The following is a 24,248-nucleotide window of genomic DNA, read 5'->3' as shown; positions in this document are numbered from 1 at the left end:
TGCGATACTGCGCACGACCTTCGGGTCGCCCGCGGTGAGACTGCCGGGGTGCGCGCGCTCACCGAAGTGGATCTCTCCGCTGAACTCCCAGGTGGTGCGGTCGTCGCTGCGAACCGGAAACGGCGTTGCGCCACCGACACGGGAGCCCTGGATGCACCGGCCTGGCCCTCCGCTCGCTCGGCCCCTGTCTTGAGGGCCTGCGCCTCGGCCGTCGTAGCGTGCCTGGCTCTTGAACTGCACGTCGCAGTCGACGTTCGCGTTCCGTCACTGATCGGAGGCGAAGCCGAGGTCCGCGAGCCGTTCGACGGCCGAGGTCCGCGAGTCGTTCGACGAGAGCACGGGCGCTTCCGGATCCGGAGGCGGGTGACCGACCGGCATGTCCGCTTCCTCTTCGGCTACGCGGGCTCCTTCACCGCCGGGTACCTCGACGCAGTCGGCAGCGGACTCCGCTCCGGCCTGCGGCCCGTCCGCGAGGAGGCCCGCGCGTGAGCGCGTCCGGCGGGGCCACTCGTCTCGAACTCCTCGAAGGGGCGCTGCGCACCCTGGCCGAACAGGGCATCGCCACGACCTCGGCCCGCTCGATCGCGACCGCTGCCGGGGTCAACCAGGCACTGATCTTCTACCACTTCGGTTCCGTCGACGAGCTCCTCGCCGCTGCCCGCGTCCACGGCGCCGAAAGGCGCGTCTCCCGCTTCCGCGAGCGATTCGCCGCCCTGGACTCCCTCACGTCCTCCTGACCTTCGCCCGCGCGATGCACGCCGAGGAACGGGCCGTCGGCCCGGGGGCCGCCCTCGGCCAGCTGCTGGCCGCCGGCCAGACCGCGCCCGCCCTCGCGGCCGCGACCTCCGCCGGGCCGGCCCGTGCTGCGGCCGCCTCCTACGCTCTCGCCACCGCGGCCGACCCCGACCACACGGTCGAACGCGCCTTCGCCATCCGATTCGACTTCGACAAGGAACAGGATCTCGTGGCCCTGGCTGCCTTGGTCCTCGCCACCGCAGAGAGCACCCGCGCCTACCCGCACAGGCCGGACGCCGCATGGGTCCGGGCGCTGTGGCAGGACCGGACACAGGCCCCCGGAGTCGCCTTGCCGCTGCGATCGGCTGGCTCTGCCTCACCAACGAACCCGTCCCCGACGCCCTGCACACCACGGTCGACGCCCTGGGCACCCAAGAGCGCGCTCGCGCCATGGACACGGTGCCCTGGATGACCGCCGCCGGCTGCGGCGAACCAGGGCTCCTGCGCTGCGTCCACCGCATACTCCACTCGGAAGAGCCCGAACCATGTGACGCCCCCTGGGCCCCACTGCCCTGAACGACGACCGGCATCCCTCGACCAGTCGCTCGTGCACCCGTCCGCCTTCTTATGCATTGCATCTGTCTACTGGGGCAACTGTCGCGCTCAGTCACACGCGGCACCAGGCGCCTCGGATGAACCCGAGCGAGGAACGGGCGGGGCGTACGGCAGAATCACGCTATGACGTCCGTGGGGGTCCTGGCCGAGCTGGAAGCCGGCATGGCAGAACTGTCCACGCCGATGCGGGTCTTCGTAGCGGCGGGGCGGTTCACCGAGCCGGAACCCGACCTGCCGCAGTTGGCAGCCCGAATCCGCATGCTTCTGGCCTCGGCCACGGCGGACGAGGCCTGGCGGCGCTTCCTGCCCAAGTACGCCCCACCGTCTGTTCCGGAGGTCTGCGCCGCTCTGGAAGCGGTGGAGACGCACGCAGCTGCCTCGCTCCTGGCCCAGGTCGCAACCGTCGACCTGGTCTGGCCGAGCCACCGACACCTGCCTGTCGAGACCGCCGAGCGCACGGCGGCCCGGGTGGTCTCCCTGCTCGGACCAGCGGCCACATGGTGGACCAACCACGACAGCGAATGCGGCGCTGTGAATGGACTCACCCCACTGTTCGACAGTCTGCTCGCAGGGACGGATGGCGAGCACTTCACGCTGGCCCTCCAGATCGCCGACGACTGAGCGCCTTGCCCCGCAGGGGCTAACCATCAGTGTCTCTGCGTGCGGGCGGGCCCGGTGTCTCCGCAGACGTCGCCCGCCTGGGGCGGTGACAGCCACGTCCGCAAGCTTGTGACTTCACGGGGCTTCGCCGAACTGTGGTTCGCCCGCGAAGCCGCCGAAGCTGCCGGGGGTGAGGCGATGCGGCGGCGGGCCTTGGCAGCACAGTGTCGAACAGTTTCGAGGATTGCCGGCACAGGTTACACAGGACGAACCCGGAGTCGGTCGGCCCGAGCTGGCTGAACAGTTCCCCGTCATCGTCTCGTTGACCGACCTGGGCGAGCAGGGAGATCGCGCCTTGAGGCGGTGGGGGTAAGCAGACCGATTCCTGACAGATGACGGGGCCCGTGTGCGTGGTTGACGTGGGTCGTGTCGGGTGCCGGGTCCGGTCGTTGATCAAGAGACGGGTGCTAATGCCAGACAGGGCAGGCTCCATCCCCGGATACAGGAGTTGACGATGAGCAGGGAAACGCGGAGCAGTGGTGTGCGGGCCGTGGTGCTGGGGGCGGTCGCCGGGGCGGCGCTGCTTCCCTCCGGGACTGCTGAGGCGAACGTCGTCGGGATCGGGAACGCGGCCTTCGGCAACACGTGTGCGAACCAGGGCGGTGCGCGCGCCGAAGGTGCCACGGTTGCCGGGAGCGGCCTGGGCGGTGGTAACCATGCCGGGCTGCCTCTGAGCCTGACGCGCAATCACTGCGGCAACAGCGGAATCATCTGCACGGCTCTGTTCAGGGCCGCATACTGATGCGCACTGCGGGCGGACCGGCGATGGTGGGCCCGGGACGGTGACGGGCGCGGTGGCGGCTGACGTGCCGGTCGGTGAGCGGGCGGTGGCAGAGTTTCTGGCCCTCAGCGGGGAGACGCTGCCCCTGCTGCGGAGGTGGGTGGCCGAGGATCCCGGTTGCGGTCTGGCTCGAGGCCTCCTGACTCTCGCGACATCCGAACGGATGAACGACACGCTCCTCAAGCAACAGTTGGTCACCGCCCACCGAGACGCGCAGAGCGCCGGTGAGCGGGAAGCGAGTCTGGTGTACGGGGTGTACCTGCACACCCACCGCCAGTACCGGCTGACCGCAGATCACCTGGTGGCGCACTTCGAGCGCTGGCCCGCCGACGAGGTCGCGGCACTCATGCTCGACGCCTTCCCCGCCAGCGGAGACGCCGCCTACCGCGCACACGGAGACGCACTGGTGGAACAGCAGGCCACGCTTGCGGGGCCGGACAGCTGGCCGTGGACGAGCTGCCTCGCCTCGGCCAGGGCGGAGCAGGGCAGGGTGCGCGAAGCGCGCCGGCTCGCCGAACAGGCGCTGTCCCTCAACCGCCGCTCAGGAGTGGCCGTGCATGCCCTGGCCCATGCCGAGCACGAACTCGGTGCGGGCCCGGCATCCACCCGGATGCTGGACGAGTGGCTGGCGGACGACTCCCAAGCGGTGCAGTCGGGGCATCTGAACTGGCACGCCGCTCTGCAGTCCATCGCCTGCGGAGACTTCGCTGATGCCCGCCACCGGGCCGATTCGGCGTTGCGGCGTGAGGACGTGGGCATGCGGGCGGCGACGAACTGGCGCCTGATGCTCGTCGGACAGGAGCCGGCCGGCCGCAGCGACCCGGATCACGTAGGGGAGCTGCTGGAAGCGCCGGGGGGATGGCGGAAGTCTTCCACACCTTCAACCTGGCCCTGGCCCTCGCCGTGGAGGCCGCGACCGAGGACCTGGAACAACTGGCCGGCCGGGCTGCCGCCGACCCGCGCCCCGACTATCACGAGGTCCTGGCCCCCGTCCTCCGGGCACTGGCCCACCTCACAGCCGGCCGCCCCCGCGCCGCGGCTGACACGCTCGCCGCCCTCGGCGACCAGGCCGAACGCATCGGAGGAGTACGCGTGGAACGAGAGATCATCCAAGACACCCTGGCCCGCGCCCTCATCGAATCCGGATACCCCGCCCGCGCGGCCGCTCTTCTCCACCACCGCACCACCACCCGCCGCCACCACCACTACGAGGACCTCCTTCTGCGGAGCGGTCCAGGCACAGTCCGGTGCCCTGGCGAACCAGCACTTCCGGTCTGACAGGGACCGGCTGCCGGACGCCCGTTTGCGGTGCTGGGGATTTCGCCCGATGTGGGGCTGTATGCCGTCTCCGAAGATGGGCACGTCGGCTGCGGTCATGTCTCGGCGGAGCCGCACGTATGCCCGATCGCATGGAAGCGGCCCAGGAGGAGGACTTCGAGTACGGCCAGTTCGCCGTCGTGGATCAGGCCCCGGAGCAGCTGGGGCGGCCGCGGCAACCAGATCGGGGAAGCGCGGCTGGTACATCGAGCCGCGCCGCGTCTGCAGCACCACTGCCTGTCCGTCTGTGGCTTCTGATCGCGCCGGTCCGACCGCGCAGTCGGGTGATCGGTTCCTGTCCTCCGGCAACGGAAAGGTCAGCCGTTCTGGCTCCGGCGGTGGAGCCCTCGATCCGCCGCGTGGACCGTCAGTGGACGGCGTCGAGCCGGGCTCGCTGATCGTCTGTCAGCTCCAGGTCCACCGCGGCCAGGTTCTCCTCCAGTTGCACCAGGGACGACGCCCCGGCCAGCGGGACGACCGGCAGCTCGCCGCCCATCTGCCAGGCGAGGACGACCTGGTTGACGGTGGCGCCGGTCTCCCGGGCGACGGAACGCAACTCGGCGAGCCGGGCCGGGGTGCCCGGGTGGTCGTAGTCCGGCGGCAGAGGCTTGTCCTCGCGTACGTACGCGCCGGCGAGCAGCGGGGAGTAGGCGACCAGGGTCAGGGCGGGCTCGGCCCGCAGGTAGCCGAGCAGTTCGGGGCCGGCGTGGCCGAGGCTCCCGTCCGGGAAGAGGTCGCTCGGCACGTCGAACCGGGGGCGCAGGTGGCTGTGCTGGTACTGGAGCACCTCGTATCCGGGCAGTCCGGCCGCCGCGGCCAGCGCCCGGGCCCGTTCGACCCGCCACATCGCCTGGTTGCTGACGCCGAGGAGTCCGACCGTGCCCTCCGCGACGAGTGCGCCGAACCCCTCGACGGTCTCCTGCTGCGGTACGGAGTGGTCGTCGATGTGTGCGTACAGCAGGTCCAGTCTGTCGACGCCGAGTCGTTCCCGGCTGGCCTCGGCGGCTTCGCGGATCACCTTGGCCGACAGGCCCTCCGGGTTGTCGACGAAGCCGGTTCCGGGAGCCAGGGGGCGGGCGCCGAGCTTGGTGGCGATGACGATCTCGTCACCGACGCCCCGGCTGCGCCGCCACCGGCCGAGGACGGTCTCGCTGTGGCCGCCCTGTCCCCCGTCGGTCCAGAAGGCGTAGTTGTCGGACGTGTCGACGAAGTTCCCGCCCGCTTCGGCGTAGCGGTCGAGAAGGTCGAAAGAGGTCTTCTCGTCGGTGAGCGAACCGAACAGCATCGCGCCGAGCGCGAGCACGCTCACCTCGCGCCGGTGGGCGGGGTCGGTGCCTATGGTGCGGTACTTCATGGTGTTCTTCCTCCCCTTCGGCCCGGTCGTCCGGGCTCGAAGGTGAGTCTGCATTTTGAAGTGCACTCCAGGTCAAGCGTTGCCGGGGCGTCCCAGGGACGGAATCCCCGGGGCGCCCGTCGACGGATGTCGGCCTGCCGCCGCCGATTGCCTGGCAGGTGTCAGGTGCTGAAGGCACGGTAGGTGCCGGTGGTGAGGCCGGAGAAGGTGATGAGCTGTCGGGGCTTGAGACCGGTGAACGCGGTGTGCACGGCGATGCCGACTGCCACTGCGTACGCCATCGTCCGCGGGACAAGGAGCGCTGGGGCAGGGCGACCTCCGCCGCGATGGCGGCGGCCGAGGCCAGACGCCAGAGGCGGATGTCCCGTGCGGTGAGGTTGCCGGTGAAGGTGGCGGACGAAACCGGGGACGGCGTGCTGGCGGCGGTGGGGCAGTCGGTCCTTGACCTGGACGTGGACGTGAATCCACTGGGTGAGGCAGAGTCCGGTCCGGAACTGGGGCGAGCGGAGTTCTGCCAGGCGCTGTTCCAGTAGAGGTCGGCGGTGCTGGGCTGGTGCTCGATGTGGAGGCCGGAGCGGAGGTCGCCGGTCAGCAGGAGGCAGGTGCCGGTCAGCAGGGTGAAGCGCACCGCGTTCGGGCTCTTGAGGTACAGGAGTTCCATGGCGGCGCCTGTCAGGACCAGGACCAGGACGAGGACGAGGACGAGGGACAGCCGGGGCATGCGGCATGCGGCATGCCGCATGCGGCAAGGGTGACGGCGGCGGCTGTACGGATGATCAGTGCGGGCCGGTAGGGGCGGGCCAGGATGCGAGCCCGGGTGGCGCCGAAGCGCTGTTCTGCACGGTGGGTGCTGAGCGAGTCGGGGGGGGGAAGCAATCCCAGCCGCCGTGACCGCAGGACGGGCGAAGCGCGAGGTGGCGGGGAGGAGCAGGTAGCGACGAGGGCGCCGAGGCCGGCCAGACCGCCGAGGATTGCCGGGTGGGCACCCATGGCGGTAGCGAGACGGGTGGTCGGGTCGTCACGAGCTGGCCACCCGGGCCCAGGACGCGGCCCAGCTCGGCCACCGCCTGGTCGCGGTCCCTCGCACGGCCGAGAGCGCCGATGCAGACGATGCCGTGGGTGGCGGAGGTGGGCAAGGCGGTGTTCTGCAAGTCGGCGACGCGGAAGGTGGCGCGGGTGTGGGCACTGGCGAGGAAATGGGCGGCGCGGGGCGGCCTGGTCGACAGCGACCGGGGAGAGGCCGAAGCCGTCCAGGCGCAGGGCCAGGGCACGGGCCGGCCGGAGGCCGATGCCCCGGTTCCGCAGCCGGCGTCGACGAGGAGCTGCCCCGGTCGCATGCTCAGCCGCTCGGTGATGAGCCCCGGCAGGGGCCAGTCGCGGCAGCTCGAAGCGCCGATCTCCACCGGGCAGTCGGCGCCCGTCTCCGCGGCGTACATCCGGGCGACGAGATCGGCGCGGGAGCGGGCGGTGTGGAAGGCGTCGCACTGGGCGGAACCCGGCAGCGCGGGCACGAGGCGTGCGCGGCGCTTGGCCGGGCAAAGCTTCCCAGGGAACCGTTCCGGCGCGGTTTCTCGAGCAGCCGCCGAACGGAACAATCAGGCGTCAGCAGGGAAAAGCGCGAGGAGACGCTCCCGCTGGCGGGTTCCGAGCCCTTGAACGCGACGGGTCTCCGAGATGCCGAACTCGTTGAGGATCTGGCCGGCACGAATCTTTCCGATGCCAGGCAGTGCCTCCAGGAGGCGGCGCACGGGAGTCCTGGCAACGACAGGATCGTCCCGTCGCAGGACGTCCTGCAGCGTTACCTCGCCGTTCTTGATGTCGACGAGGAGATCGGCGCGCTCTTGTCTCATAGCGAGAGCCTTCTTCAGCGCACTGTTTCGGGCCTCGGCTGTCAGGTTGGGCAGAGTCATGAACATCGCTCCTGTTCATCTCGTGTCCGGACGCGGAATCAGCGTCGACACGTCCTTGGTCTGGTGCTTTGACTAGTGCCCTCGCGGGGCGGCCGTATGACTAGGTGGCCGTTTTCCATCATCAGCGGCTACCGGGTGTCCGCCCGGCGTGGGGTCTCCGGTGAGGGGAGGCGGTGTCTGTCAAGGGCGTTGCCTCACTCCGTATCGGTAGCATCAGCTGCCAGAGGATTTTCAGCCACAACGAGAGGCCGGGATTGCATGTCCAAAACCCCTGATACGTCCACCATCAGTGCGGATTACGCCCAAAGGATCACTGATGATCTTTCAACGAACCGGCGTGAGCAGGAGCGGGTACGCACTGAGCTGACCCGACTGCAGGGCGAGCTCCTCCAACTGGAGGAGGGTGAACAGGTTCTGGTCAAGATGCAGGAAGTCCTGGGTGACAGCGGTAAGCCAGCTGCCCGTCAGGGCAAGGGCCGCACGACAGCGTCCGTTCCCACTGCCCGTCGCCCTCGGAGCAAAACGACGCCGCAGAAGCGGAGTCGGACGTCCAAGCCTCAGACCCCCACTGATACGGAGGCTCCCGCAAGCGGGGCCACAAGGGCGAAGGGATCCAGCGAGCCGACGTGGCGTGAGCTGGTCACCGCATACCTGAACGATCAGCGAGAACCGAAGTCCGCAGCTGAAGTGACCGCGGCCCTGACCGAATCGAACCCTCAGCGCAGGACCCAGGTCACGGTGGTACGCAACACCCTCGAGCAAGGTGTCGCCCACGGGCTGTTGGAGCGCTCCAAGCAAGGACGCTCCGTCTACTACAGCCCCGTCTCGACGCCCACTGCAGCCACCTCAGTGACACCTGCGGAATCGGCCCAGTAAGCCCGGCTTCGAGATCTGGCAGGGCGTACCCATCGCGCGCGAACCGCCCGTGCAGGGCTCGTTCCGACCCGCGATCGGTGCAGGGAGTCAGCTGCCTCGGTACGCCCGGTGACGGGCTCTCCCGCGATTGGTGTTGAGGCGCATTGGCCTAGGGTTGGGCTGGCGGGTGATTCAGCAGGTCACCAGCAACCTCCGTGCCGGCACCCTCGTCCTGCTCGCCCTCCCCGTACCCGACCTCGGCCTGCGCCTCGTGTGGCGCAAGGACCGTGAGGCCCTGCCCGAACTGCGCGACGTCCTCCATGCGGCCGCCCGCACCTGAACAGCCTCGGTGAGTGTTCTCGAAACGTGGCCGTGGTGGTTCTGGTGCCGGTGCAGTAGGAAGCGAGGAACTGGGATTCAGGGGCGTCCCGCGGCGCGCTTCGAGATGTGGGAGTTCCTTCGCGTGTGGAAAGCAGAGCGAGCACCGTCGGAGGGTCCCGAAACTCCATCGAGGAGACCCGTGAGCAGGCGGATCGTGCTGGTGCCGATGCCAAGGAAAGGGAGCACATCCGGGTGGTCGCGCTGTCCCATGCGGAGGACGCGCGTCTCCCTGACGGTTTGCGGAAGCAGCGGGCCAGCTGTCGCTTCAGGCCAACGCCCGCGTGCACGGCGACAGCTCGTGGGACCAGGCGCGAATGGCCACGCCCCTGATACCCCGTCATGAGCACGCCCGGGGGGGGTGATGAGCAGCTCCGGCGCGAGCGGAGCGCCGTCGGCGCCGGCGCCGGCGCTCCGCTCGCGGGGTGAGATGTGCTGACGGGAGATCAGGTCGACTCGCGCACGACGAGTTCGTTCGGCATGATCACCGGCACTGTGGGGCCGCCGTCGATCAGGCCGAGGAGCAGGTGGACCGCGGCGGTCGCCTGGTCGGCCATCGGGCTGCGCACCGAGGTGAGCGCGGGGCTGGTGTAGGACGCGGCTTCTATGTCGTCGAAGCCGATGACCGCCACGTCTTCGGGGACACGTCGGCCCGCCTGATGGAGGGTGCGCAGGGCCCCGATCGCCATCAGGTCGTTGGCTGCGAACACCGCATCGAGGTCGGGATCGTCCTCCAGGAGCTGTCGCATGGCTTCGGCGCCGGAGGCTCTGGTGAAGTCGCCCAGGGCCACGATGGAGCGACGGCCGGTGTCACGCAGCGTCTGACGGTAGCCATCGAGACGCTCACGCGCCTCGTACAGTTCGAGCGGCCCGGTGATGGTGGCGATCCGGCGCCGGCCGCGCTCCAGGAGATGACGCACGGCCAGCGCCGCTCCACCGGCGTTGTCCAGCGCCACGTACGGGACGTCCTGTGCGGAGGTGCGGTTGAAGGACACGACAGGCAGGCCCTGCCGGGCCAGTGCGGCCGGCAGCGGATCCGTGCCGTGCAGGGCGACCAGGAGCACGCCGTCCACATGCCCGCCGGCGATGTACTGCACGACTCTGGTCCGGCTCCGGTCCGATTCCGCGAGCATGAGCACGAGCCGTTTGCCCGCCGTCTCGAGCTCTCTGCTGACGGCGCGGACCACGGCGGAGAAGAGGGGATCGTCGGATACGACTCCTTGAGGCGGGTCGGAGACCACCACGGCGAGGGTGTCCGTGCGGCGCGTGACGAGATTGCGTGCCGCACCGTTGGGCACGTAGCCCAATTCGTTCACGGCGCGCATGACGACGTCTCGGATCTGCGGGGCGACAGTCGTCTCACCGTTGATGACCCGGGAGACACTCGATTTGGACACGCCCGCTCGGGCGGCCACCACATCGAGAGTGGGGCGTTTCATACCTGTCCGTCCCCTGTGCGGCCGCCCAGGTCCGTGCGCGGGGCGGGTTTTCTCATCAGGGCGACCTCCGGCTCTGCGTCATGGCGATGCGAGCAGCGTATCCGCAGGCCGGGGCGACATGAGCGTGCTCGGAAAGGCGTCTCCCTCAGCGCCGTCCCCGGGGCTGTCGGCGCGCCGCGTAGGCCATGAGAGACCGCTCCCTCCATACGTCAGAGCTGTTACGTCCCTGTTTTATCGAGGTGAAAGAGCTCTTGACAGCCTTCACCAGCCCCTCCATCCTCCCTCTCAGGGAGCGCTCCCTGACCTCCCCCACATGAGGAGTCGCCCATGCAAGCGCCGCTGCGTCGCTTCAGCTTATTTCTGGCCCTCGCGGCCGCACTGCTCGGTTTCATCGCTCTCCCCACCCCTTCCGCGCAGGCGGCGGAGGTGCTGCTCTCTCAGGGAAGGCCCGCCACCTCCTCGAGTACCGAGGGACCCTTCAACGCTCGGAGCGCCGTCGACGGCGACCCCGGGACGCGCTGGTCCAGCGCCTTCGCCGACCCGCAGTGGATTCAGGTCGACCTCGGGACAAGTGCCGGGATCAGCCGAGTCGTCCTCAGCTGGGAAGCCGCGTACGGCACGGCGTTCAGGATCGAGGTGTCGAGCGACGCGGAGAAGTGGACCGTCGTCCACCAGACGGCCACGGGCACGGGCGGCACCCAGAGCCTGGCCGTCTCCGGCACCGGCCGATATGTGCGCATGTACGGAACGCAGCGCGCCACTTCTTACGGCTACTCGCTGTGGGAGTTCCAGGTGTACGGCACCGCCGGTGGTCCCGGCGGTGACGCCGCCAAGCTGCTCTCCTACGGCAGGCCGGGCGCGGCTTCCTCATCCCAGAGTGACCAGAACTGCTGGGAATGCACGCCGGCCAGGGCTTTCGACCGGGATCCGGCCTCCCGCTGGTCCACAAGCTCCACCACGGGATGGACCGATCCAGGCTGGATCTCCGTCGACCTCGGGGCGACGGCGCAGATCGACAAGGTCGTCCTGCAGTGGGATCCCGCCTACGCCAAGTCCTTCCAGATCCAGGTCTCGTCGAACGGAGCCGACTGGACGCCGATCTACTCGACGACGTCCGGCACGGGCTTCAAGCAGACACTGGCCGTCTCCGGCACCGGCCGCTATGTGCGCATGTACGGGACCCAGCGCGCCACCCCGTACGGCTACTCGCTCTGGGAGTTCCAGGTGTACGGCACCGGTGGCGCTCCGATCCAGGCTCCGCCCTTGCCGAGTGACCCTGCGAACCCGCCGCGGCTGGTGTGGAGCGACGAGTTCGACGGCGTCGCGGGCAGCAGACCCGACTCCTCGAAGTGGAGGGCCGACCCGGGCACCGGGCCGAACAACGAGCTGGAGAACTACACCGACCACCGCAACGCCGCGCTGGACGGGGCCGGACACCTGGTGATGGAAGCACGCAAGGAGGTCACGGCCGGATCGTCGTGCCCACGTGACCCGCTGAGCGGCAGCACCACATGCCAGTACACCTCGGCGCGGATGAACACCGGCGCGACGTTCCAGTTCACCTACGGGCGCGTCGAAGCACGCATCAAGGTACCCAAGGGCAACGGTCTGTGGCCCGCCTTCTGGATGATGGGCGGCGACTTCCTGACGGGCCGGCCGTGGCCGTACAACGGCGAGATCGACATCATGGAAATCCTCGGCAAGGACGTGAAGACCGCGTACTCGACCGTCCACGCGCCCGCCTACAACGGCGGGGGTGGAATCGGCGCGCCGTACACACTGCCCGGGAACGCCGATTTCTCCGACGACTTCCACACCTGGGTCGCCGACTGGAACAGCAAGGGCATCACCTACAGCCTGGACGGCCGGACCGTTCTGACTCTCGACAAGGAGCAGGTTGAGCAGACACGCGGACCGTGGATCTTCGACCACCCTCACTACCTGATCCTCAACCTGGCGGTCGGAGGCGACTGGCCGGGCCCGACAGACGCCGGCACCCCCTTCCCCGCCAAGATGCTCGTCGACCACGTGCGCGTCTACCAGTAACCCCTGGCCGCCCGGTGCCCGCGAGGTCCCGGGCGGCCCGCCCGCCCCCTGTGGGCGGCTCCCCGAGACACCCGGACTCCCCCGCGGGCGCACACCGCTGTCCGCCTTCTGCTCTCCCCTCGCCGCACTTCGGCGAGCAGACCCGTCGCCCCTGATGCCCGTAAGGAAGTGAAATGCGCAGATATCCCGTCCATCTGTACACACTGTTGGCGAGCACGCTGGCGGTCGTGCTGGCCGCCGCCCTCAGCTTGACCGTATCGACCCAGCAGGCCCAGGCCGCGACGGTCACCGTCCAGGCCGAGTCCTACGCAGCCCAGTCGGGTGTCGTGTCGGAGACGACCGGGGACATCGGGGGCGGCCAGAACGCCGCGTTCCTCGCCGCCGGCGACTGGATGCGCTTCGACAACGTCGACCTCGGCGCAGCCGGCCGGCTGACGGTGTCGGCCCGGATCGCGTCCGCCGTCGGCGCGGGCACGGTGGAATTCCGCACCGGCAGCCTGACCGGACCACTGCTCGCCGTCATACCGGTCTCCCCGACCGGCGGTTGGCAGACCTGGGCGACCCAGGCCACCGACGTCACCACCCATCCCACCGGCCCACAGACGGTGTTCACCGTGCTCCGCAGCACCGCCACCGGTGACTTCGTCAACATCAACTGGTTCTCCTTCGTCGGCGCGGGCGACAGCCCGGCAGCCGGATGGGTCCCCATCGACCAGGCCAAGTGGGACGCCCAGTTGGCGCAGTTCCGTGCGATGACGCCCGCCGCGGTGCCCGCCGGCATCGTCCGGGTCCCGGAGTTCAACGCCACCTGCTCCTACAGCCACTCCAAGCCGGACGACCCCATCGTCCTGCCGGGCCTGCCCGGCGCGTCCCACATGCACAGCTTCTTCGGCAACAAGAGCACCGACGCGTTCTCCACACCCCAGTCGCTGCTGACCAACACACCCACCAGTTGCACCCCTGCCAACGACCTCTCGGCGTACTGGATCCCGACGCTGTACGAAGGCGACAAGGCCGTCGAGGCCGAGGGCATGATCGTGTACTACGGTTCCCGGCTCGTCGACCCCTCGGCGACCGTGCCCTTCCCACAGGGGTTCCGCATGATCGCGGGCAACGCCAAGACCCAGACGCCCACCCCGGCCGGCTCGCCGGGCCAGTACTGGTGCGCGGGCGAGGGCGGTGAGATCGGCCGCAGCGCCGACGGCAACTGGCCCCGCTGCGCCCCGCAGGCTCATCTCACCCACCAACTCGTCTTCCCCGACTGCTGGGACGGCAAGAACCTCGACAGTCCCGACCACAAGTCGCACGTGGCGACCACCTACGACGGCAAGTGCAGCGGCGCCTACCCTGTCGCCATCCCCAACCTCTCCTTCGTCGTCAGCTATCCGACCAGCGGCAGCGCCGCGGGTTTCCGGCTGGCCTCGGGCATGGCATCGTCCATCCACGGCGACTTCTTCAACGCCTGGGACAACGCCGGTCTCGGGCACCGCGTGAAGGACTGCATCACCCAGAAGGCCAAGTGCAACTCCGCCGGCACGTTCTGACCCTGTGGTCGGCATGCGCCATGCTGGTGGCGCTGCCGGCCGTCGGCTGCACCTCGCAGCCGACGGCCGGCGCGTCGCCGGGACCGGCCTTCAACACCACCGACACCGCTTGGATCCTGTTGATGATCCCCATGGCCGAGCGTGCACGACTCCTGACCGATCTGGCTCCCTCCCGCACGGCGGACCCGAGCCTGGCCGAGCTGGCGGCGAAGACGGGATCGACACTGCGCGGAGACCTCCGCAGACTGCGCGCGGTGCTGCGTCTCGCAGGCGTCCCCGACACCCGCCCCCACGACGGGCACGACATGCCGGGCATGGTGAGTCTCGGCACCCTCGAGAAGGCGGCAGCCACGAACGGCCAGGCGTTCGACCGGATTCTCACCGACGCGCTGCGTGCAGGCTTCACGCAGTACCGGTTGCTCTGCGCCGGCGAACAGGCCCATGGCCAGGCCGACGAGGCGACGGAACTGGCCGCAGCCATCGCGAGGAGGACGGCCGAGCAGGCCTCCCGGCTGGAAAAGCTGCGAGCAGCACAGCCTGCCGGACGCGCACGCCGGGGTGGAATCCGGACGGCTGGTCACCTCATCACAACACAAGCGTCCCTGACGCGGCGCTAGCCGAGGTCCAGAACCTCATCGTCCGCGTGTGTGCCGAACTCGGCTACGCGCACCTCCGCGATGCGCTCGTACCGGCTGATCCGGTCGGTCCACTCCGCGTCCACGCCGAACGCCACCTGCGCGAAGCCCACCCGCCCGACAGCCTCGGTCAGGCCCGGATCGCCAGGGGCCAGCAGCCGCACCGGCTCATCGAGCGCCACGGTGTGGGGCGGTACGAAGTACCCCTCCGGCAGGACGGTGCGCGCATGGACGAGCGCGCCGACAGCGACAACCGAGCCGGCCCCCAGCCGTGCGCACTGCAGGACCGTGGCCGCGGTCGCCACATAGACGCATCTGCCGACCTCGCAGCCCAGCAGCGTGGCGTGCGGCCCCACGAAAACGTGGTCGCCGACAATCACCGGCTGATCGCCGGCGATCGCGGACCCGCGCAACACCGCGTTCTCGCAGATCACCGCCGCCTCCCCGACCTCGATCCGGGCCCCCTCGGCATCGAGCACCGCGCCGTACATCACCCGCGCCCTCGGCCCCACGTGGACATCACCGACGAGCGTGGCTGTCGGGGCGACATAGGCGGTGGGATGGACCTGCGGTTCATGCCCACGGTGACGGATGCGGATTCCCTGCGCTTCAGCGGTCATGAGCGGATTCTCGCCCGACCGACCAGGAACGTGCTGGCGGATTTCCGACATCGCGTTCGCTGGACCATGTGTCATCCGCGATCCGGGGTCTGTTCGAAAACTCGGGCGACGCAGTAGCTCGGGCCCGGTGATCGCGGGTCCGCGGGGCCTGCGGTTGCAGGCAAAATGGTCCGTGGAGGTAAGGAAGGGGGCCGGGCATGGACACCAGGGGGACAGCGCGGCTGCTGCTCCGCAACGGTGGTGAGGCTGCGCTCGAGCTGACCGTGGAGCCCTGGGCGCAAACGCAACGGATTCCGCCGAAGCAGACGTGGGCGGTTGTCACCCACTTGCCCGCAGCGGATGGATCATGGTCAGGGACGCTGCGCGGGGACGAGCCGTTCCAGGTCGACCATCGGCCCGCATCGGTCACGGTGTGGGTCAACGGCGACTGCTTCCACCTCAGCGACAGGGACGGGAACTTGGTCGACTCGGCCGACTGGCACTGCCCTGTTCAGGGTTCTGACTTCTGACCTGATCAGGAGTCGCGCCCGTGCGGTGTGGACTCATGGGCGAGCCGTCGGCTCGTGAGGTCGACCATCGCGTCCTTGATCATGGCGTCGGAGCGGTGGGGGGTGACTCTCGTAGTCGCGGGCGAGGCGGCGGTGCACGAGCCGGCGGAAGGTCCGCTCGACAACCCAGCCTCGCGAAATCGCCTTGAAGCGGAATCACCTTGAAGCCGAGTCCCACGGATGGCCCGCGGGCCCGGACATCCGCAGCCCTTCGACCAGCGCCCCGCCGTGCCCGATCACCTCGGCTGCCCGCCGCTGCAAGCCGGATCTCCTCGTACGCCGTCGGCCGTGACGTGTTGGGAGTGTCCTCGGCGGAAGCCTCGAACGTGGGGTGCGCCGTGCGGTAGAGACGTCGGGCGTTGGGCGTAGGCATCGAGCCGTTTGAGTCTCCGGTCAACCCTTCAGCGGCCCCTTCGCGGTCTCGGGCAGGACCAGGTAGAAGCAAGCCGATACGAGGCAAAGTCCTGCCACGTACCAGGGAAACCCTCCGGCGTGGCCGGCTTCCTTGAACCAGGTGCCGACATACGGGGCTGTACCGCCGAACAAGGCCACAGTCAGCGAGTAGGGAAAGCCGATCCCTGCGGCCCGTACGCGTGCGGGAAAGATCTCGGCGTTCACGGCCGCTGCCACGGAGGTGTAGCCGGTGAGCAGGACCATCCCCGCACACTGCACCAGAAGCAGGGAGGCGAAAGCGTCGGTGACCGAGTCGAGCAGGGGAACGACGAGCGCCGCGAATCCGAGCGCGAAGAAGAGCAGGAGCGGCTTACGGCCGATCCGGTCGGACAGCATGCCGCCCAGGGGCTGGAGCAGCGCGAAGAAGGCGAGGGAGATGGTACTGACGACCAGCGCGTCTCCCTTGTCGAAGTTCGCGTTCACCTGGGCGTAGGTGGGCAGGTAAGTCGTCCACGTGTAGTAGGCGATGGTGCCGCCCGCAGTGATGCCGCAGATCAGGAGAGACTCGCGGGGATGGCATCGCAGGGCCTCGAAGAGACCGGGGCGGGGGCCGGACCTCTGTTCCGCGGGACGGGTCTCGTGGGCTCCTCTGCGGATCCAGAGGCCGACGAGGCTGAAGAGCGCGCCGATCAGGAAGGGAACGCGCCAGCCCCATTCGTTCATCCGGTCGTTGGTGAGGAGAAGCACGAGAAGCGCGGCGACGCCGGATGCGATGAGCTGGCCGATGGTGGTGGAGACGTACTGGAAGCTGGAGAAGAGTCCGCGCCTTCCAGGACCGGCCGATTCGACGAGGAAGGTCGTCGAGGCGGCGAACTCGCCGCCCACCGAAAGCCCCTGTACCAGCCGTGCGATGACAAGAACGACAGGAGCGAGGACGCCGACGGCATGGTAAGTGGGGGTCAGGGCGACGAGAAGGCTGCCGGCACCCATCAGCAGGATGGTCGCGGTGAGGGCAGCGCGCCGGCCATGGCGGTCGGCTACGGCTCCCATGAGCAGGCCGCCGATGGGCCGCATGAAGAAGCCGACGGCGAAGACGGCGAAGGTGGCAAGCAGAGGGACCAGGGAGTTGCTCGTGCTTTCCGGAAAGACCTGGTCAGCGATGTAGACGGCGAGGAAGGAGTAGGCGTACCAGTCGTACCATTCGGCCGCGTTGCCGATGGAGGCAGCAGCCAGCTGACGGGCCGACGAGCCTGGTGGCGCCCCTGGGGGCCGGCTGTGACCGTTCGCGACATGATCGGTACTCGTCATGATCCGCTACTCCCCCGACGCAGCGGTCCACTAACCCGACAGTTCGTGGACGACACGAGGACGAAGCACTTCTGGAGTTGGCGGGCGGCCCGTCCCAACGACTCATGAACGAAGTCGCGTTCGCCCTCCATCCCCTCATCGGCAGCGGCCTCACGCCGGTCCGGGTTGGATCTTCCAGCGCCGGAAGGTGTTGTCGTCCGCAGCGCCGTCGACATGCAGATGGACCATCACGCAGAGCGCGAAGAGAAGACAGATCGGGGCAGTCACCGCGTAGAGCAGCCATGCGTATCAGGTGCCGACCGGACCTGTTGCGAGCGGCGCACGTCGTGCACCTGCTGCCGGACGCCGCAGGTGGCGAGTACCAGGAGGACGTGCTGGACGTGCTGCTGGTGGTCCTCGCGGGCTGCCGGGCCTGCTCACGGGCGGCGCCGTCCTGGACCTCGCCCCGACCACGGTCACCTGTCTGCCGCGCACCTCCCGCCGCACCCTGGAGGCGGGTCCCGTCCGTGCTGGATCCGGTCTGCCCGGAACGCGAACGGCTCTCAGCGGACCGGACCCCAGGTTCCGCGGTGCCCGTGGGGGGGGCGTACCCGGAGCGTTGACCGCCGTCCGGGTACGACTCCCGGGCTCAGGCGATCGCGCCGGCGATCTCGGTCGCGCCCGACTCCGTGCCGTCCGCGTACACGACGGTGAAACGGTAGAAGAGCGTGGTCGACTTCGGCTGGTCGGCGTCGTGCCACGACATGAAGCCGGAGATCTCGCCCGTGCCGAGGAGGTCGAACGTCCCTGTCGCCGGGTTCCAGCGGCGGACGTGGAACCCGGTGGCCTCGCTGCCGTTCTCGTTCGTGGTGTCTTCGAGGTACAGGTTGAAGTCTCTCGGCCCGTTGGGGCGGATCCAGGTGAACGGCGAGCCGGTGGCGGGCGGGGCGGTCGGACGGAGGTCCAGCTCGGTGACGCCGGTGACGGTCGCGCCGGTGTCCGGGGTGAGCTGGTTGCCGTACTGGTCGACGCCGACGACGGCGTAGCGCACCTGCTCACCGTCGGCGGGTGTCACGTCGTGCCAGGTCGTGCCGGTGAGCCACGGGCGCTCGTTGGTGCGGTCGCCCACCGGGGTCCAGTCCCATTTCCCGTCGACGGACGTGCCGCGCAGCACCCGGTAGTGGTCGAGGGACGGGTCGCCGCTCGCCTTCCAGGAGACAGTGACACCGTTCGCCTTGGGGACCGTGGTGACGCCCTGGATCGCGGCGGGCGCGGTCGTGTTGCCCGCGACGGTGACCGGGAGGTCGGTGGACGAGGTGCCCGGGTTGCCCTCCCAGTCCTTGGCGACCACCCAGTAGTAGTAGGTGGTGCCGGGCTTCACGGTGTTGTCGACGAACTTGGTGGTGCCCCTCAGCCCTTGGGCGACCTCCCACACCGTGATTCCGGAGGCGCGCGGCTTGAGCGACCGGAAGACCGACCAGCCCGCGAAGTCGGTGCTGGTCCCTTCCGAGGCGTCCCAGGTGACGGTGACGCCGGTCTCGCCCTCCGTGACCCGGGTGCCGAGCGGGGTGTCGACCGGGCCGGTCAGGTCGTCGCTGTAGTACTCGGCGGAGCCCGAGGCCGGGGACTCGTTGCCGTGCGTGTCGACGGCGGTGACGACGTAGTAATAGGTGTCACCGGTCTGCGGCAGCGGTCCGCTGTAGCCGCCGCCCGAGGAAGCCAGGCGGTTGGCGGGGGTGAGGGCGACCGGCAGGGAGGTCGAGCGGTAGACGCGGTACTCGGCGAGGTCGGGCTCGGTGTTGCTGTCCCAGTAGAGCGTGATCCTGGTGGGGTTGCCGATGGCCCAGTTGTCCTCGACGCCCTTCGGGGCGGCGGGGGCGGTGCGGTCGACGGTGGTGATGCCGAGGTCCGCGGTGCCGGAGGAGGTGTTGCCGGCCTTGTCGTAGGCGCGGACCTCGTAGTAGTAGACGTTGCCGTCCTTCGGGACGGTCGTGTCGGTCCACGAGGTCGCCGTCGTGGTCGCGAGCGGCTTCGTGGGGTAGTCGGCGCCCTTCAGCCGGCGGTACACGCGGTACCCGGCGAAGTCCATCTCCTTGTTCGCCGCCCAGCTGACCTTCGTGGACGTGGTCGCCGTGCTGTAGGCGACGGTGGTCCCGGTGGGCACGAGCGGCTTGACCTTGTCGACGGTCGCCGTGGTGCGCGGCGTGTACGCGAACGTGACGTTCGCGGCGCCCGTCCAGTTGACGAAGTCGACGCGGAGACTGTGCTTGCCCGACGGGATGGTCAGGTTGACGGTCTTGGAGACGGTGTCGGCGACGTTCTTCCACAGGTCGACCTTGCGGACGCCGTCGACGTACACACGGATGCCGTCGCGGGAGGACGCGGTGAAGGTGAAGGGCCCGCCGGAGCCGAAGTCTCGGCTCATGGACCAGCGGACGCCGAAGTCGTTGGCGGGCATCCCCTTGTAACCGGGCGCGCCCGTGCCCCAGTTCTGGTCGATCACGGAGTCGCAGTCCGTGCCCTTGGGGGTCCCGGTGAAGGTGGTGTTCGCGTAGAACGTCCGCGTGAAGACGGGCGATGCACAGGTCACGGCGGCGGACGCGGGGGCTGCCGCGGTGAGCAGGCTGCCCGCGGTGGCGAGTACGACGGCGCTCGCGGTGGAGACCGTCGTTCCTCTGGGTCGGTTCATGCGTTCCTTCGGTCTTGATCGTGCGGGGCAGCGTGCGACTGCCTCGGAAGATCAAGACTCTTGACGACCACGCTTGGTTGTAGGCCACAGGGAACCGGCGCTCCGGACCTGCCGACCCCGCGGACGCCCGCCGCACGCAGGTCCACGAACTCGCCCGGGTGACCGACGGCAGGTGACATGCCGCCGATGGCGCAATGGGGCCCCTGGACTGCCTGGCTGGGTCACGCTGTGGGCGTTCGGCCGCTGTCACGTCGGGATCCCGCGGGTGTCCGGTGCGGCAGGTTTCGCCGGACCGCTGTTGCACAAGAGGCGAAGGGCGTCGTGAAGCACTCCGGAATCGACTACGAGGCGGTTTTCCAGGCCTTGCCGGCCGCGGCGGCCCTGCTCACCACCGACCTGGTGTACGCAGACGTCAACGAGGCGTATCTGCGCGCGTCGGGGCGCACCCGTGGCCAGATCGTCGGCCGCTACATGTTCGATGTGTTCCCGGACAACCCCAACGATCCCGCCGCGACCGGCACGCGCAACCTCCAGGCGTCGCTGCTGCGGGTGGCGGCCACCGGGGAGCGCGACGCCATGGCGCTGCAGCGCTACGACGTCGAGGACCCCGACCGGCCCGGCCGGTGGGAGAAGCGGTACTGGAGCCCGGTCAACGCCCCGGTCGTCGACGCGGACGGACGGGTGGCGCTGGTGCTGCACCGGGTGGAGGAGGTCACCGAACTGCTCCGCGCCCGTGGCGGGCGCTCCGGCGGGGACCGGACCAGGGCCCTGGAGGCCGAGCTGTACACCCGCGCCCGGGAGCTCCAGGAGGTCAACGAGCGGCTGCGCCGGGCCCACGCCCGCGAACGCGAGGTCGCCCTGAGCCTGCAGTCCGCGATGCTCCCCGCGCCCGGACCGCTGGGCCGCCACCGTGGCGCTGTGCGCTATCAGCCCTCAGTCGGGTCGCTGAACGTGTGCGGCGACTGGTACGACCTGGCCGAACTGTCCGGCGGCTGCTTCGCCGTCGCGGTGGGCGACGTCGTCGGCCACGGCCTCACCGCGGCGGGCGTCATGGGTCAGCTCCGCAGTGCGCTCAGCGCAGCCGTCCGGGTGGCCGACGGCCCCGCGGCGGCGCTCGACGCACTCGGCCTCTACGCCCGCTCGGTGGAGGGCGCCGAGTCCACCACCGCTCTGCAGACGGTGATCGACTGTGACCGCCGCACCGTGACCTACAGCAGCGCCGGCCACCCCCCGCCCGTCCTGCTGCACGCCGACGGGACAGTCGAGTTCCTCGACCGGGCCACCGACCCGCCGCTCGGCGCCCGCTTCGAGCACGTTCCGAGAATCCAGGCCGAAGCGGCCTTCTCCGAGGGCGCAACTCTCGTTCTCTACACCGACGGCCTCATCGAACGCCGCTACGAGGACATCGACACCGGTCTGAACCGGCTCGCCGACTGCCTCGGCCGTCACGGACAGGCGGATGCGGACACCCTGGCGGACACCCTGCTGGCGGAACTGATCCCCCAGGGTGGCAACACGGACGACACCGCGCTGGTCGTCGTCCGCCTGTGACCGAGCCGCGCGGCAGCGTCCCGGACCCGCCCGCACACGCCGTGACGTGCCCTCGCACGACAGGCTTCGGGCGAGGCCCTCGTCATTCGTCAGCAGTTGCCCGTCGACCCACTGCCCCGACGACGACTGCGCCGAGCAAGGTGCCGAGTACGGCGTGACGGTAGCCGACATGATGTCCCTCCGGGCTGGATGCTCGGGCGGTGTCAGGGCCGGTGTGTGCTGTTCGCCGCGAGGAGCACACGGGCTTCGGCGGTAGCTGCCTCGCTGGTGAGGTGTCGCGCGTCGCCCTGGGCGCCGTCCTTGTCCTCGGCGGACCAGCGCCACGTTTCGGCAGTCCGTGCCGAAGCCTCCGTCGGTCACTCTGAGCCGTCAGCCCTCACGCACGGACACCACGTCGTAGACGAGGGCGGAGCTCTCCTCCGGCCCACGGCAGGTCAGCCGAAGCTGCGGCGTGCGCCGGGCCCGAACCACTACGTCAAGCGCTCTTCCGTGCGACGGCCCTCCGCTGACCTTGACGTTCCACGCGTCCTTGCCGCGAACCGTGCCGACGACGGTGTAGTCGTGTTGACCTGCGGGACCGAAGCGCTTGAGCACCGCCACCACCGCTGCCTGCTGCGGCGGGTACAGGGTCGTGAAGCCTCGAAGGTGATCAGCACGGATACGGCCGGCCAGATGCTCCTCCACCACCGTCAGCGAAGAGGCGGCGTCGAGACCGCCGTAGTAGACCCCATCAGGTACGACGATGACGTTGGCAGCGAACCTGTCCCCACCCACATGCGTACACTCCCACACCAGGTCGGGCCAGCGCTCGCTGAGGACCCGGGCCACGGGCCGCCCGCGCACAGCACAACAGGCATCGTGCAGGCCATGGGCGCAGACGAGGACGACGGGTGGTCCGTCCCGCTCCCCCGGGGATTGCAGAGCGTTCATGATCTGGGCCAGGTCCTGGTCCAGTCGCCAACTGCCCCACTGCTGCCGCAGGGCACCGGAGTCGTCGTGGCGCAGCACCGCCCAGCGGCCACTTCCGTCGGGGCGGCGGCGGCCGGGACGCCTGACCAGAAGCACTCGGGCCCGGCTCGCCTGGGCCGCCGAGAACACGAGCGCCTTGATCTCAGGGTCGAGGTCGAGGCCGTCGAAGCCGTTGACCGGCCAACCGCGCCTGTATTCGATGAGTACCCAGACACGACCGTACGGAGCTGTTCCCCCGAACGCATCGCCTCGTGCGCGGGCGGCGTCGGCGCAGAAGAATCGCGCTCCCTCGGTCACCGGTTGCCGGGCAGCAGCACCCCGGCGCGCAGCAGCCGCCCGGCGAGGGGGAGCCCGAGTTCACCGGCCGTGCGAACGTGGCCGTCGAGCAGTCGAGTCACGGATTCGAGGTCGGATTCCGGCAGGTCGACGTAGCCCACCCGGGTGAACAGCCGTGTCCCTGCCAGCCGTGCCTCCAGCGCCTCCCGCAGCCGTACCGGTGACGTCGGGCGCAGGCCGTTCACGGCGGACAGCTGGGCCAGGGGTCCCAGCGGTGCGGGGCGGCCCTGGGCCCGTCGGGCGCGCTCGAACGACGGAGCGGGGTCGGCCTCCGCCAGGGCAGCCAGCAGACGCTCACGGATCAGTTCCCGCTCGCCTTGTGGGCCGCTGCGCCCCAGGGGCAGGGAACGGCGCATCGGCGCGTCTTCGCGCAGCGAAGCAAGGGCGGCCCGGGTCATTTCCTCGGCCAAGGCGTAGCGGGTCCAGGTGTGGACGCCGAGGGTCAGGTGAATCGACACCTCTCCCCGCGCCTGTGCGGAGTGCAGCCAGCCACGCGGCAGGTAGAGCACATCACCAGGGCCGAGCACCGTGTCCAGATGAGGCTTGTCGTGTGCTGCCTTGTCGGCAACGGCCGATCGGTGATCAGTCCATGGTTGATCACGCAACGGGTCGGGCAGCACGGGCTCATGGATGGTCCACCGCTTCGTCCCTTCGATCTGGAGGACGAAGACGTCGTGGACGTCGTAGTGGGCGTCGAATCCGCGGTTCTGCGGAGGCGTCACATAGGCGTTGGCCTGCACAGGATGGCCCAGTTCCGTGCTGAGATCGGATACGAGGTCCGCAACTGGTTCCCAGGTGCGGTGAAGGGCCTGAAGAACGAGCGTGGCCCCGTCGGCGAAGGCGCGCCACAGAGCGGTGTCATCGAGTTGGTCGGCGATGGTGGCACCGACTCCTGCGGGCGCGGTGAACGACGACGGGGGGTGTGTCGAGCCGCCCTTGGCCACACGCAGGAAAGGAGTGCGCAAGCCACGACGAGAGATCAACTCGTCCACGGCGGAGGGAGAGAACACGTCCGAGAAATCACTCGCACCCCGGGTGAGCGCCGTGGTCCGCGCCCAGACATCACGGGCGAACTCCTCCCGGCTCAGCTCGGTCAGGCGGGATTCCAGGACGCCGACGCCCCGCTCGGCGCCGACGTCCTGGATGTGGGTCCGGAGCACGCTCAAGAGCCGCTGCCGGCGCCGCCATCGGCTCCGCCGTCGTGGACACCGGGAGTACCAGCCGCACCGCCGTCCGCAGGACCCTCGGCCCCGCCATCGGCCCCACCGTCAGCGCCGCCGTCGGCACCTCCGTCGGCGCCGCCATCGGCTCCGCCGTCGTGGACACCGGGAGTACCAGCCGCACCGCCGTCCGCGGGACCCTCAGCACCCCCGTCGGCGCCGCCGTCGTGGACACCCGGAGCGCCGTCCGCACCGCCGTCCGCAGGACCTTCGTTCTCGTTCGCGTCGTGCTCGGGGTGGGCCATCGTTCCTCCTGTGGTCGCGCCGTGCAGCAAGGTTTCCGGTATGCGGAAGCCAGATCGCCATAAATACACATTCGAGCCGATATGAACCTCGACCACCGTATCCCCGTAGCCGGGAAACCTC

20 protein-coding genes and 3 pseudogenes are annotated in these 24,248 nt (G+C 69.5%); 12 read left to right on the top strand and 11 right to left on the bottom strand.

Features of this window, described 5'->3' with window-relative positions; translation table 11 throughout:
* Positions 1 to 249 precede the first annotated feature (249 nt).
* The 5 genes and pseudogenes from OG488_RS38220 to OG488_RS38200 all read left to right on the top strand — a co-directional run.
* Positions 250 to 489 (top strand): annotated as a pseudogene (locus OG488_RS38220) (hypothetical protein); the annotation flags it as partial.
* Positions 486 to 853 (top strand): annotated as a pseudogene (locus tag OG488_RS38215) (TetR family transcriptional regulator); the annotation flags it as partial. The pseudogenes OG488_RS38220 and OG488_RS38215, both read left to right, overlap by 4 nt.
* A gap of 620 nt (positions 854 to 1,473) precedes the next feature.
* Positions 1,474 to 1,971, top strand: a complete 498-nt coding sequence (locus OG488_RS38210) for a hypothetical protein (RefSeq protein WP_329238180.1) — start codon at positions 1,474 to 1,476, stop codon at positions 1,969 to 1,971.
* A gap of 493 nt (positions 1,972 to 2,464) precedes the next feature.
* Entirely contained in the window at positions 2,465 to 2,752 is a 288-nt protein-coding gene (locus tag OG488_RS38205) for a chaplin family protein (protein ID WP_329238177.1), read from the top strand.
* Positions 2,753 to 3,649: 897 nt separating this feature from the next.
* On the top strand, positions 3,650 to 4,069 hold the full coding sequence (locus OG488_RS38200; protein WP_329238174.1) for a hypothetical protein: 420 nt from the start codon (positions 3,650 to 3,652) through the stop codon (positions 4,067 to 4,069).
* 406 nt (positions 4,070 to 4,475) lie between these two features.
* Here the strand turns inward: OG488_RS38200 and OG488_RS38195 are convergent, their stop codons facing one another.
* Complete coding sequence (locus OG488_RS38195; protein ID WP_329238171.1) at positions 4,476 to 5,462, bottom strand: aldo/keto reductase; 987 nt, start codon at positions 5,460 to 5,462, stop codon at positions 4,476 to 4,478.
* 389 nt (positions 5,463 to 5,851) lie between these two features.
* Between OG488_RS38195 and OG488_RS38190 the strand changes: the two genes are divergently transcribed.
* Positions 5,852 to 5,995, top strand: a complete 144-nt coding sequence (locus OG488_RS38190; RefSeq protein ID WP_329238169.1) for a hypothetical protein — start codon at positions 5,852 to 5,854, stop codon at positions 5,993 to 5,995.
* Positions 5,996 to 6,238: 243 nt separating this feature from the next.
* On the opposite strand, the gene OG488_RS39390 is transcribed toward OG488_RS38190, so the two are convergent.
* Together OG488_RS39390 and mihF are read right to left on the bottom strand one after the other, a co-directional pair.
* Positions 6,239 to 6,799, bottom strand: coding sequence for a class I SAM-dependent methyltransferase (locus OG488_RS39390; RefSeq protein ID WP_443074286.1), 561 nt, complete (start codon positions 6,797 to 6,799; stop codon positions 6,239 to 6,241).
* 258 nt (positions 6,800 to 7,057) lie between these two features.
* Positions 7,058 to 7,372 carry an integration host factor, actinobacterial type gene (gene mihF, locus OG488_RS38185; RefSeq protein WP_329238166.1) on the bottom strand — a complete coding sequence of 105 codons (315 nt, stop codon included), beginning with the start codon at positions 7,370 to 7,372 and terminating at the stop codon, positions 7,058 to 7,060.
* Between the two features lie 1,042 nt (positions 7,373 to 8,414).
* On the opposite strand from mihF, the gene OG488_RS38180 reads away from it, so the two are divergent.
* Positions 8,415 to 8,567, top strand: coding sequence for a hypothetical protein (locus OG488_RS38180; RefSeq protein ID WP_329238163.1), 153 nt, complete (start codon positions 8,415 to 8,417; stop codon positions 8,565 to 8,567).
* Between the two features lie 484 nt (positions 8,568 to 9,051).
* Here the strand turns inward: OG488_RS38180 and OG488_RS38175 are convergent, their stop codons facing one another.
* Entirely contained in the window at positions 9,052 to 10,044 is a 993-nt protein-coding gene (locus tag OG488_RS38175; protein ID WP_329238160.1) for a LacI family DNA-binding transcriptional regulator, read from the bottom strand.
* 327 nt (positions 10,045 to 10,371) lie between these two features.
* Between OG488_RS38175 and OG488_RS38170 the strand changes: the two genes are divergently transcribed.
* From OG488_RS38170 to OG488_RS38160, 3 genes are all read left to right on the top strand, one after another.
* The gene (locus OG488_RS38170; protein WP_329238158.1) at positions 10,372 to 12,090 is read left to right on the top strand and encodes a discoidin domain-containing protein; all 1,719 of its coding nucleotides are present in this window, start codon (positions 10,372 to 10,374) and stop codon (positions 12,088 to 12,090) included.
* A 173-nt stretch (positions 12,091 to 12,263) separates the two neighbouring features.
* Positions 12,264 to 13,634, top strand: a complete 1,371-nt coding sequence (locus tag OG488_RS38165; RefSeq protein WP_329238155.1) for a DUF1996 domain-containing protein — start codon at positions 12,264 to 12,266, stop codon at positions 13,632 to 13,634.
* A complete protein-coding gene (locus OG488_RS38160) occupies positions 13,610 to 14,251 on the top strand; it encodes a DUF305 domain-containing protein (RefSeq protein ID WP_329238152.1) in 642 nt (213 codons plus the stop codon). The genes OG488_RS38165 and OG488_RS38160 overlap by 25 nt, the downstream gene beginning before the upstream one ends.
* Here the strand turns inward: OG488_RS38160 and OG488_RS38155 are convergent.
* The gene (locus OG488_RS38155) at positions 14,248 to 14,889 is read right to left on the bottom strand and encodes a gamma carbonic anhydrase family protein (RefSeq protein WP_329238150.1); all 642 of its coding nucleotides are present in this window, start codon (positions 14,887 to 14,889) and stop codon (positions 14,248 to 14,250) included. The genes OG488_RS38160 and OG488_RS38155 overlap by 4 nt on opposite strands.
* 197 nt (positions 14,890 to 15,086) lie before the next feature.
* Here OG488_RS38155 and OG488_RS38150 point away from each other — a divergent pair, with 197 nt between their 5' ends.
* Positions 15,087 to 15,398, top strand: a complete 312-nt coding sequence (locus OG488_RS38150; protein WP_329238147.1) for a hypothetical protein — start codon at positions 15,087 to 15,089, stop codon at positions 15,396 to 15,398.
* Positions 15,399 to 15,403: 5 nt separating this feature from the next.
* Here the strand turns inward: OG488_RS38150 and OG488_RS38145 are convergent.
* From OG488_RS38145 to OG488_RS38130, 3 genes and pseudogenes are all read right to left on the bottom strand, one after another.
* Positions 15,404 to 15,572 (bottom strand): annotated as a pseudogene (locus tag OG488_RS38145) (IS5 family transposase); the annotation flags it as partial.
* A 258-nt stretch (positions 15,573 to 15,830) separates the two neighbouring features.
* The gene (locus tag OG488_RS38140; RefSeq protein ID WP_329238144.1) at positions 15,831 to 17,138 is read right to left on the bottom strand and encodes an MFS transporter; all 1,308 of its coding nucleotides are present in this window, start codon (positions 17,136 to 17,138) and stop codon (positions 15,831 to 15,833) included.
* Between the two features lie 628 nt (positions 17,139 to 17,766).
* A complete protein-coding gene (locus tag OG488_RS38130; protein ID WP_329238141.1) occupies positions 17,767 to 19,806 on the bottom strand; it encodes a PA14 domain-containing protein in 2,040 nt (679 codons plus the stop codon).
* Between the two features lie 321 nt (positions 19,807 to 20,127).
* Here OG488_RS38130 and OG488_RS38125 point away from each other — a divergent pair, with 321 nt between their 5' ends.
* Positions 20,128 to 21,357: a PP2C family protein-serine/threonine phosphatase gene (locus OG488_RS38125; protein WP_329238138.1), complete on the top strand. Its 1,230-nt coding sequence runs from the start codon at positions 20,128 to 20,130 to the stop codon at positions 21,355 to 21,357.
* 369 nt (positions 21,358 to 21,726) lie between these two features.
* On the opposite strand, the gene OG488_RS38120 is transcribed toward OG488_RS38125, so the two are convergent.
* Genes OG488_RS38120 through OG488_RS38110 form a run of 3 tightly spaced genes read right to left on the bottom strand, consistent with a single transcriptional unit; the run spans position 21,727 to position 24,127 of the window.
* On the bottom strand, positions 21,727 to 22,623 hold the full coding sequence (locus OG488_RS38120; protein WP_329238137.1) for a sucrase ferredoxin: 897 nt from the start codon (positions 22,621 to 22,623) through the stop codon (positions 21,727 to 21,729).
* Entirely contained in the window at positions 22,620 to 23,828 is a 1,209-nt protein-coding gene (locus OG488_RS38115; protein WP_329238134.1) for a cupin domain-containing protein, read from the bottom strand. Before OG488_RS38115 ends, OG488_RS38120 begins: the two co-directional genes overlap by 4 nt.
* Positions 23,825 to 24,127, bottom strand: coding sequence for a hypothetical protein (locus tag OG488_RS38110; RefSeq protein WP_329238131.1), 303 nt, complete (start codon positions 24,125 to 24,127; stop codon positions 23,825 to 23,827). Before OG488_RS38110 ends, OG488_RS38115 begins: the two co-directional genes overlap by 4 nt.
* Positions 24,128 to 24,248: the final 121 nt, after the last annotated feature.

Source organism: Streptomyces sp. NBC_01460, from assembly GCF_036227405.1.
Taxonomy (GTDB): domain Bacteria; phylum Actinomycetota; class Actinomycetes; order Streptomycetales; family Streptomycetaceae; genus Streptomyces.
The sequence above is the reverse complement of the archived record's forward strand: the minus strand, read 5'-3'. Positions and strand labels throughout refer to the sequence as shown.

Coding starts and splice junctions, on each gene's coding strand:
- OG488_RS38130 (WP_329238141.1), bottom strand. CDS start 19,806: ATGAACCGACCCAGAGGAACGACGGTCTCCACCGCGAGCGCCGTCGTA.
- OG488_RS38205 (WP_329238177.1), top strand. CDS start 2,465: ATGAGCAGGGAAACGCGGAGCAGTGGTGTGCGGGCCGTGGTGCTGGGG.
- OG488_RS38175 (WP_329238160.1), bottom strand. CDS start 10,044: ATGAAACGCCCCACTCTCGATGTGGTGGCCGCCCGAGCGGGCGTGTCC.
- OG488_RS38195 (WP_329238171.1), bottom strand. CDS start 5,462: ATGAAGTACCGCACCATAGGCACCGACCCCGCCCACCGGCGCGAGGTG.
- OG488_RS39390 (WP_443074286.1), bottom strand. CDS start 6,799: ATGCGACCGGGGCAGCTCCTCGTCGACGCCGGCTGCGGAACCGGGGCA.
- OG488_RS38165 (WP_329238155.1), top strand. CDS start 12,264: ATGCGCAGATATCCCGTCCATCTGTACACACTGTTGGCGAGCACGCTG.
- OG488_RS38155 (WP_329238150.1), bottom strand. CDS start 14,889: ATGACCGCTGAAGCGCAGGGAATCCGCATCCGTCACCGTGGGCATGAA.
- OG488_RS38150 (WP_329238147.1), top strand. CDS start 15,087: ATGGACACCAGGGGGACAGCGCGGCTGCTGCTCCGCAACGGTGGTGAG.
- OG488_RS38140 (WP_329238144.1), bottom strand. CDS start 17,138: ATGACGAGTACCGATCATGTCGCGAACGGTCACAGCCGGCCCCCAGGG.
- OG488_RS38210 (WP_329238180.1), top strand. CDS start 1,474: ATGACGTCCGTGGGGGTCCTGGCCGAGCTGGAAGCCGGCATGGCAGAA.
- mihF (WP_329238166.1), bottom strand. CDS start 7,372: ATGACTCTGCCCAACCTGACAGCCGAGGCCCGAAACAGTGCGCTGAAG.
- OG488_RS38200 (WP_329238174.1), top strand. CDS start 3,650: ATGGCGGAAGTCTTCCACACCTTCAACCTGGCCCTGGCCCTCGCCGTG.
- OG488_RS38170 (WP_329238158.1), top strand. CDS start 10,372: ATGCAAGCGCCGCTGCGTCGCTTCAGCTTATTTCTGGCCCTCGCGGCC.
- OG488_RS38110 (WP_329238131.1), bottom strand. CDS start 24,127: ATGGCCCACCCCGAGCACGACGCGAACGAGAACGAAGGTCCTGCGGAC.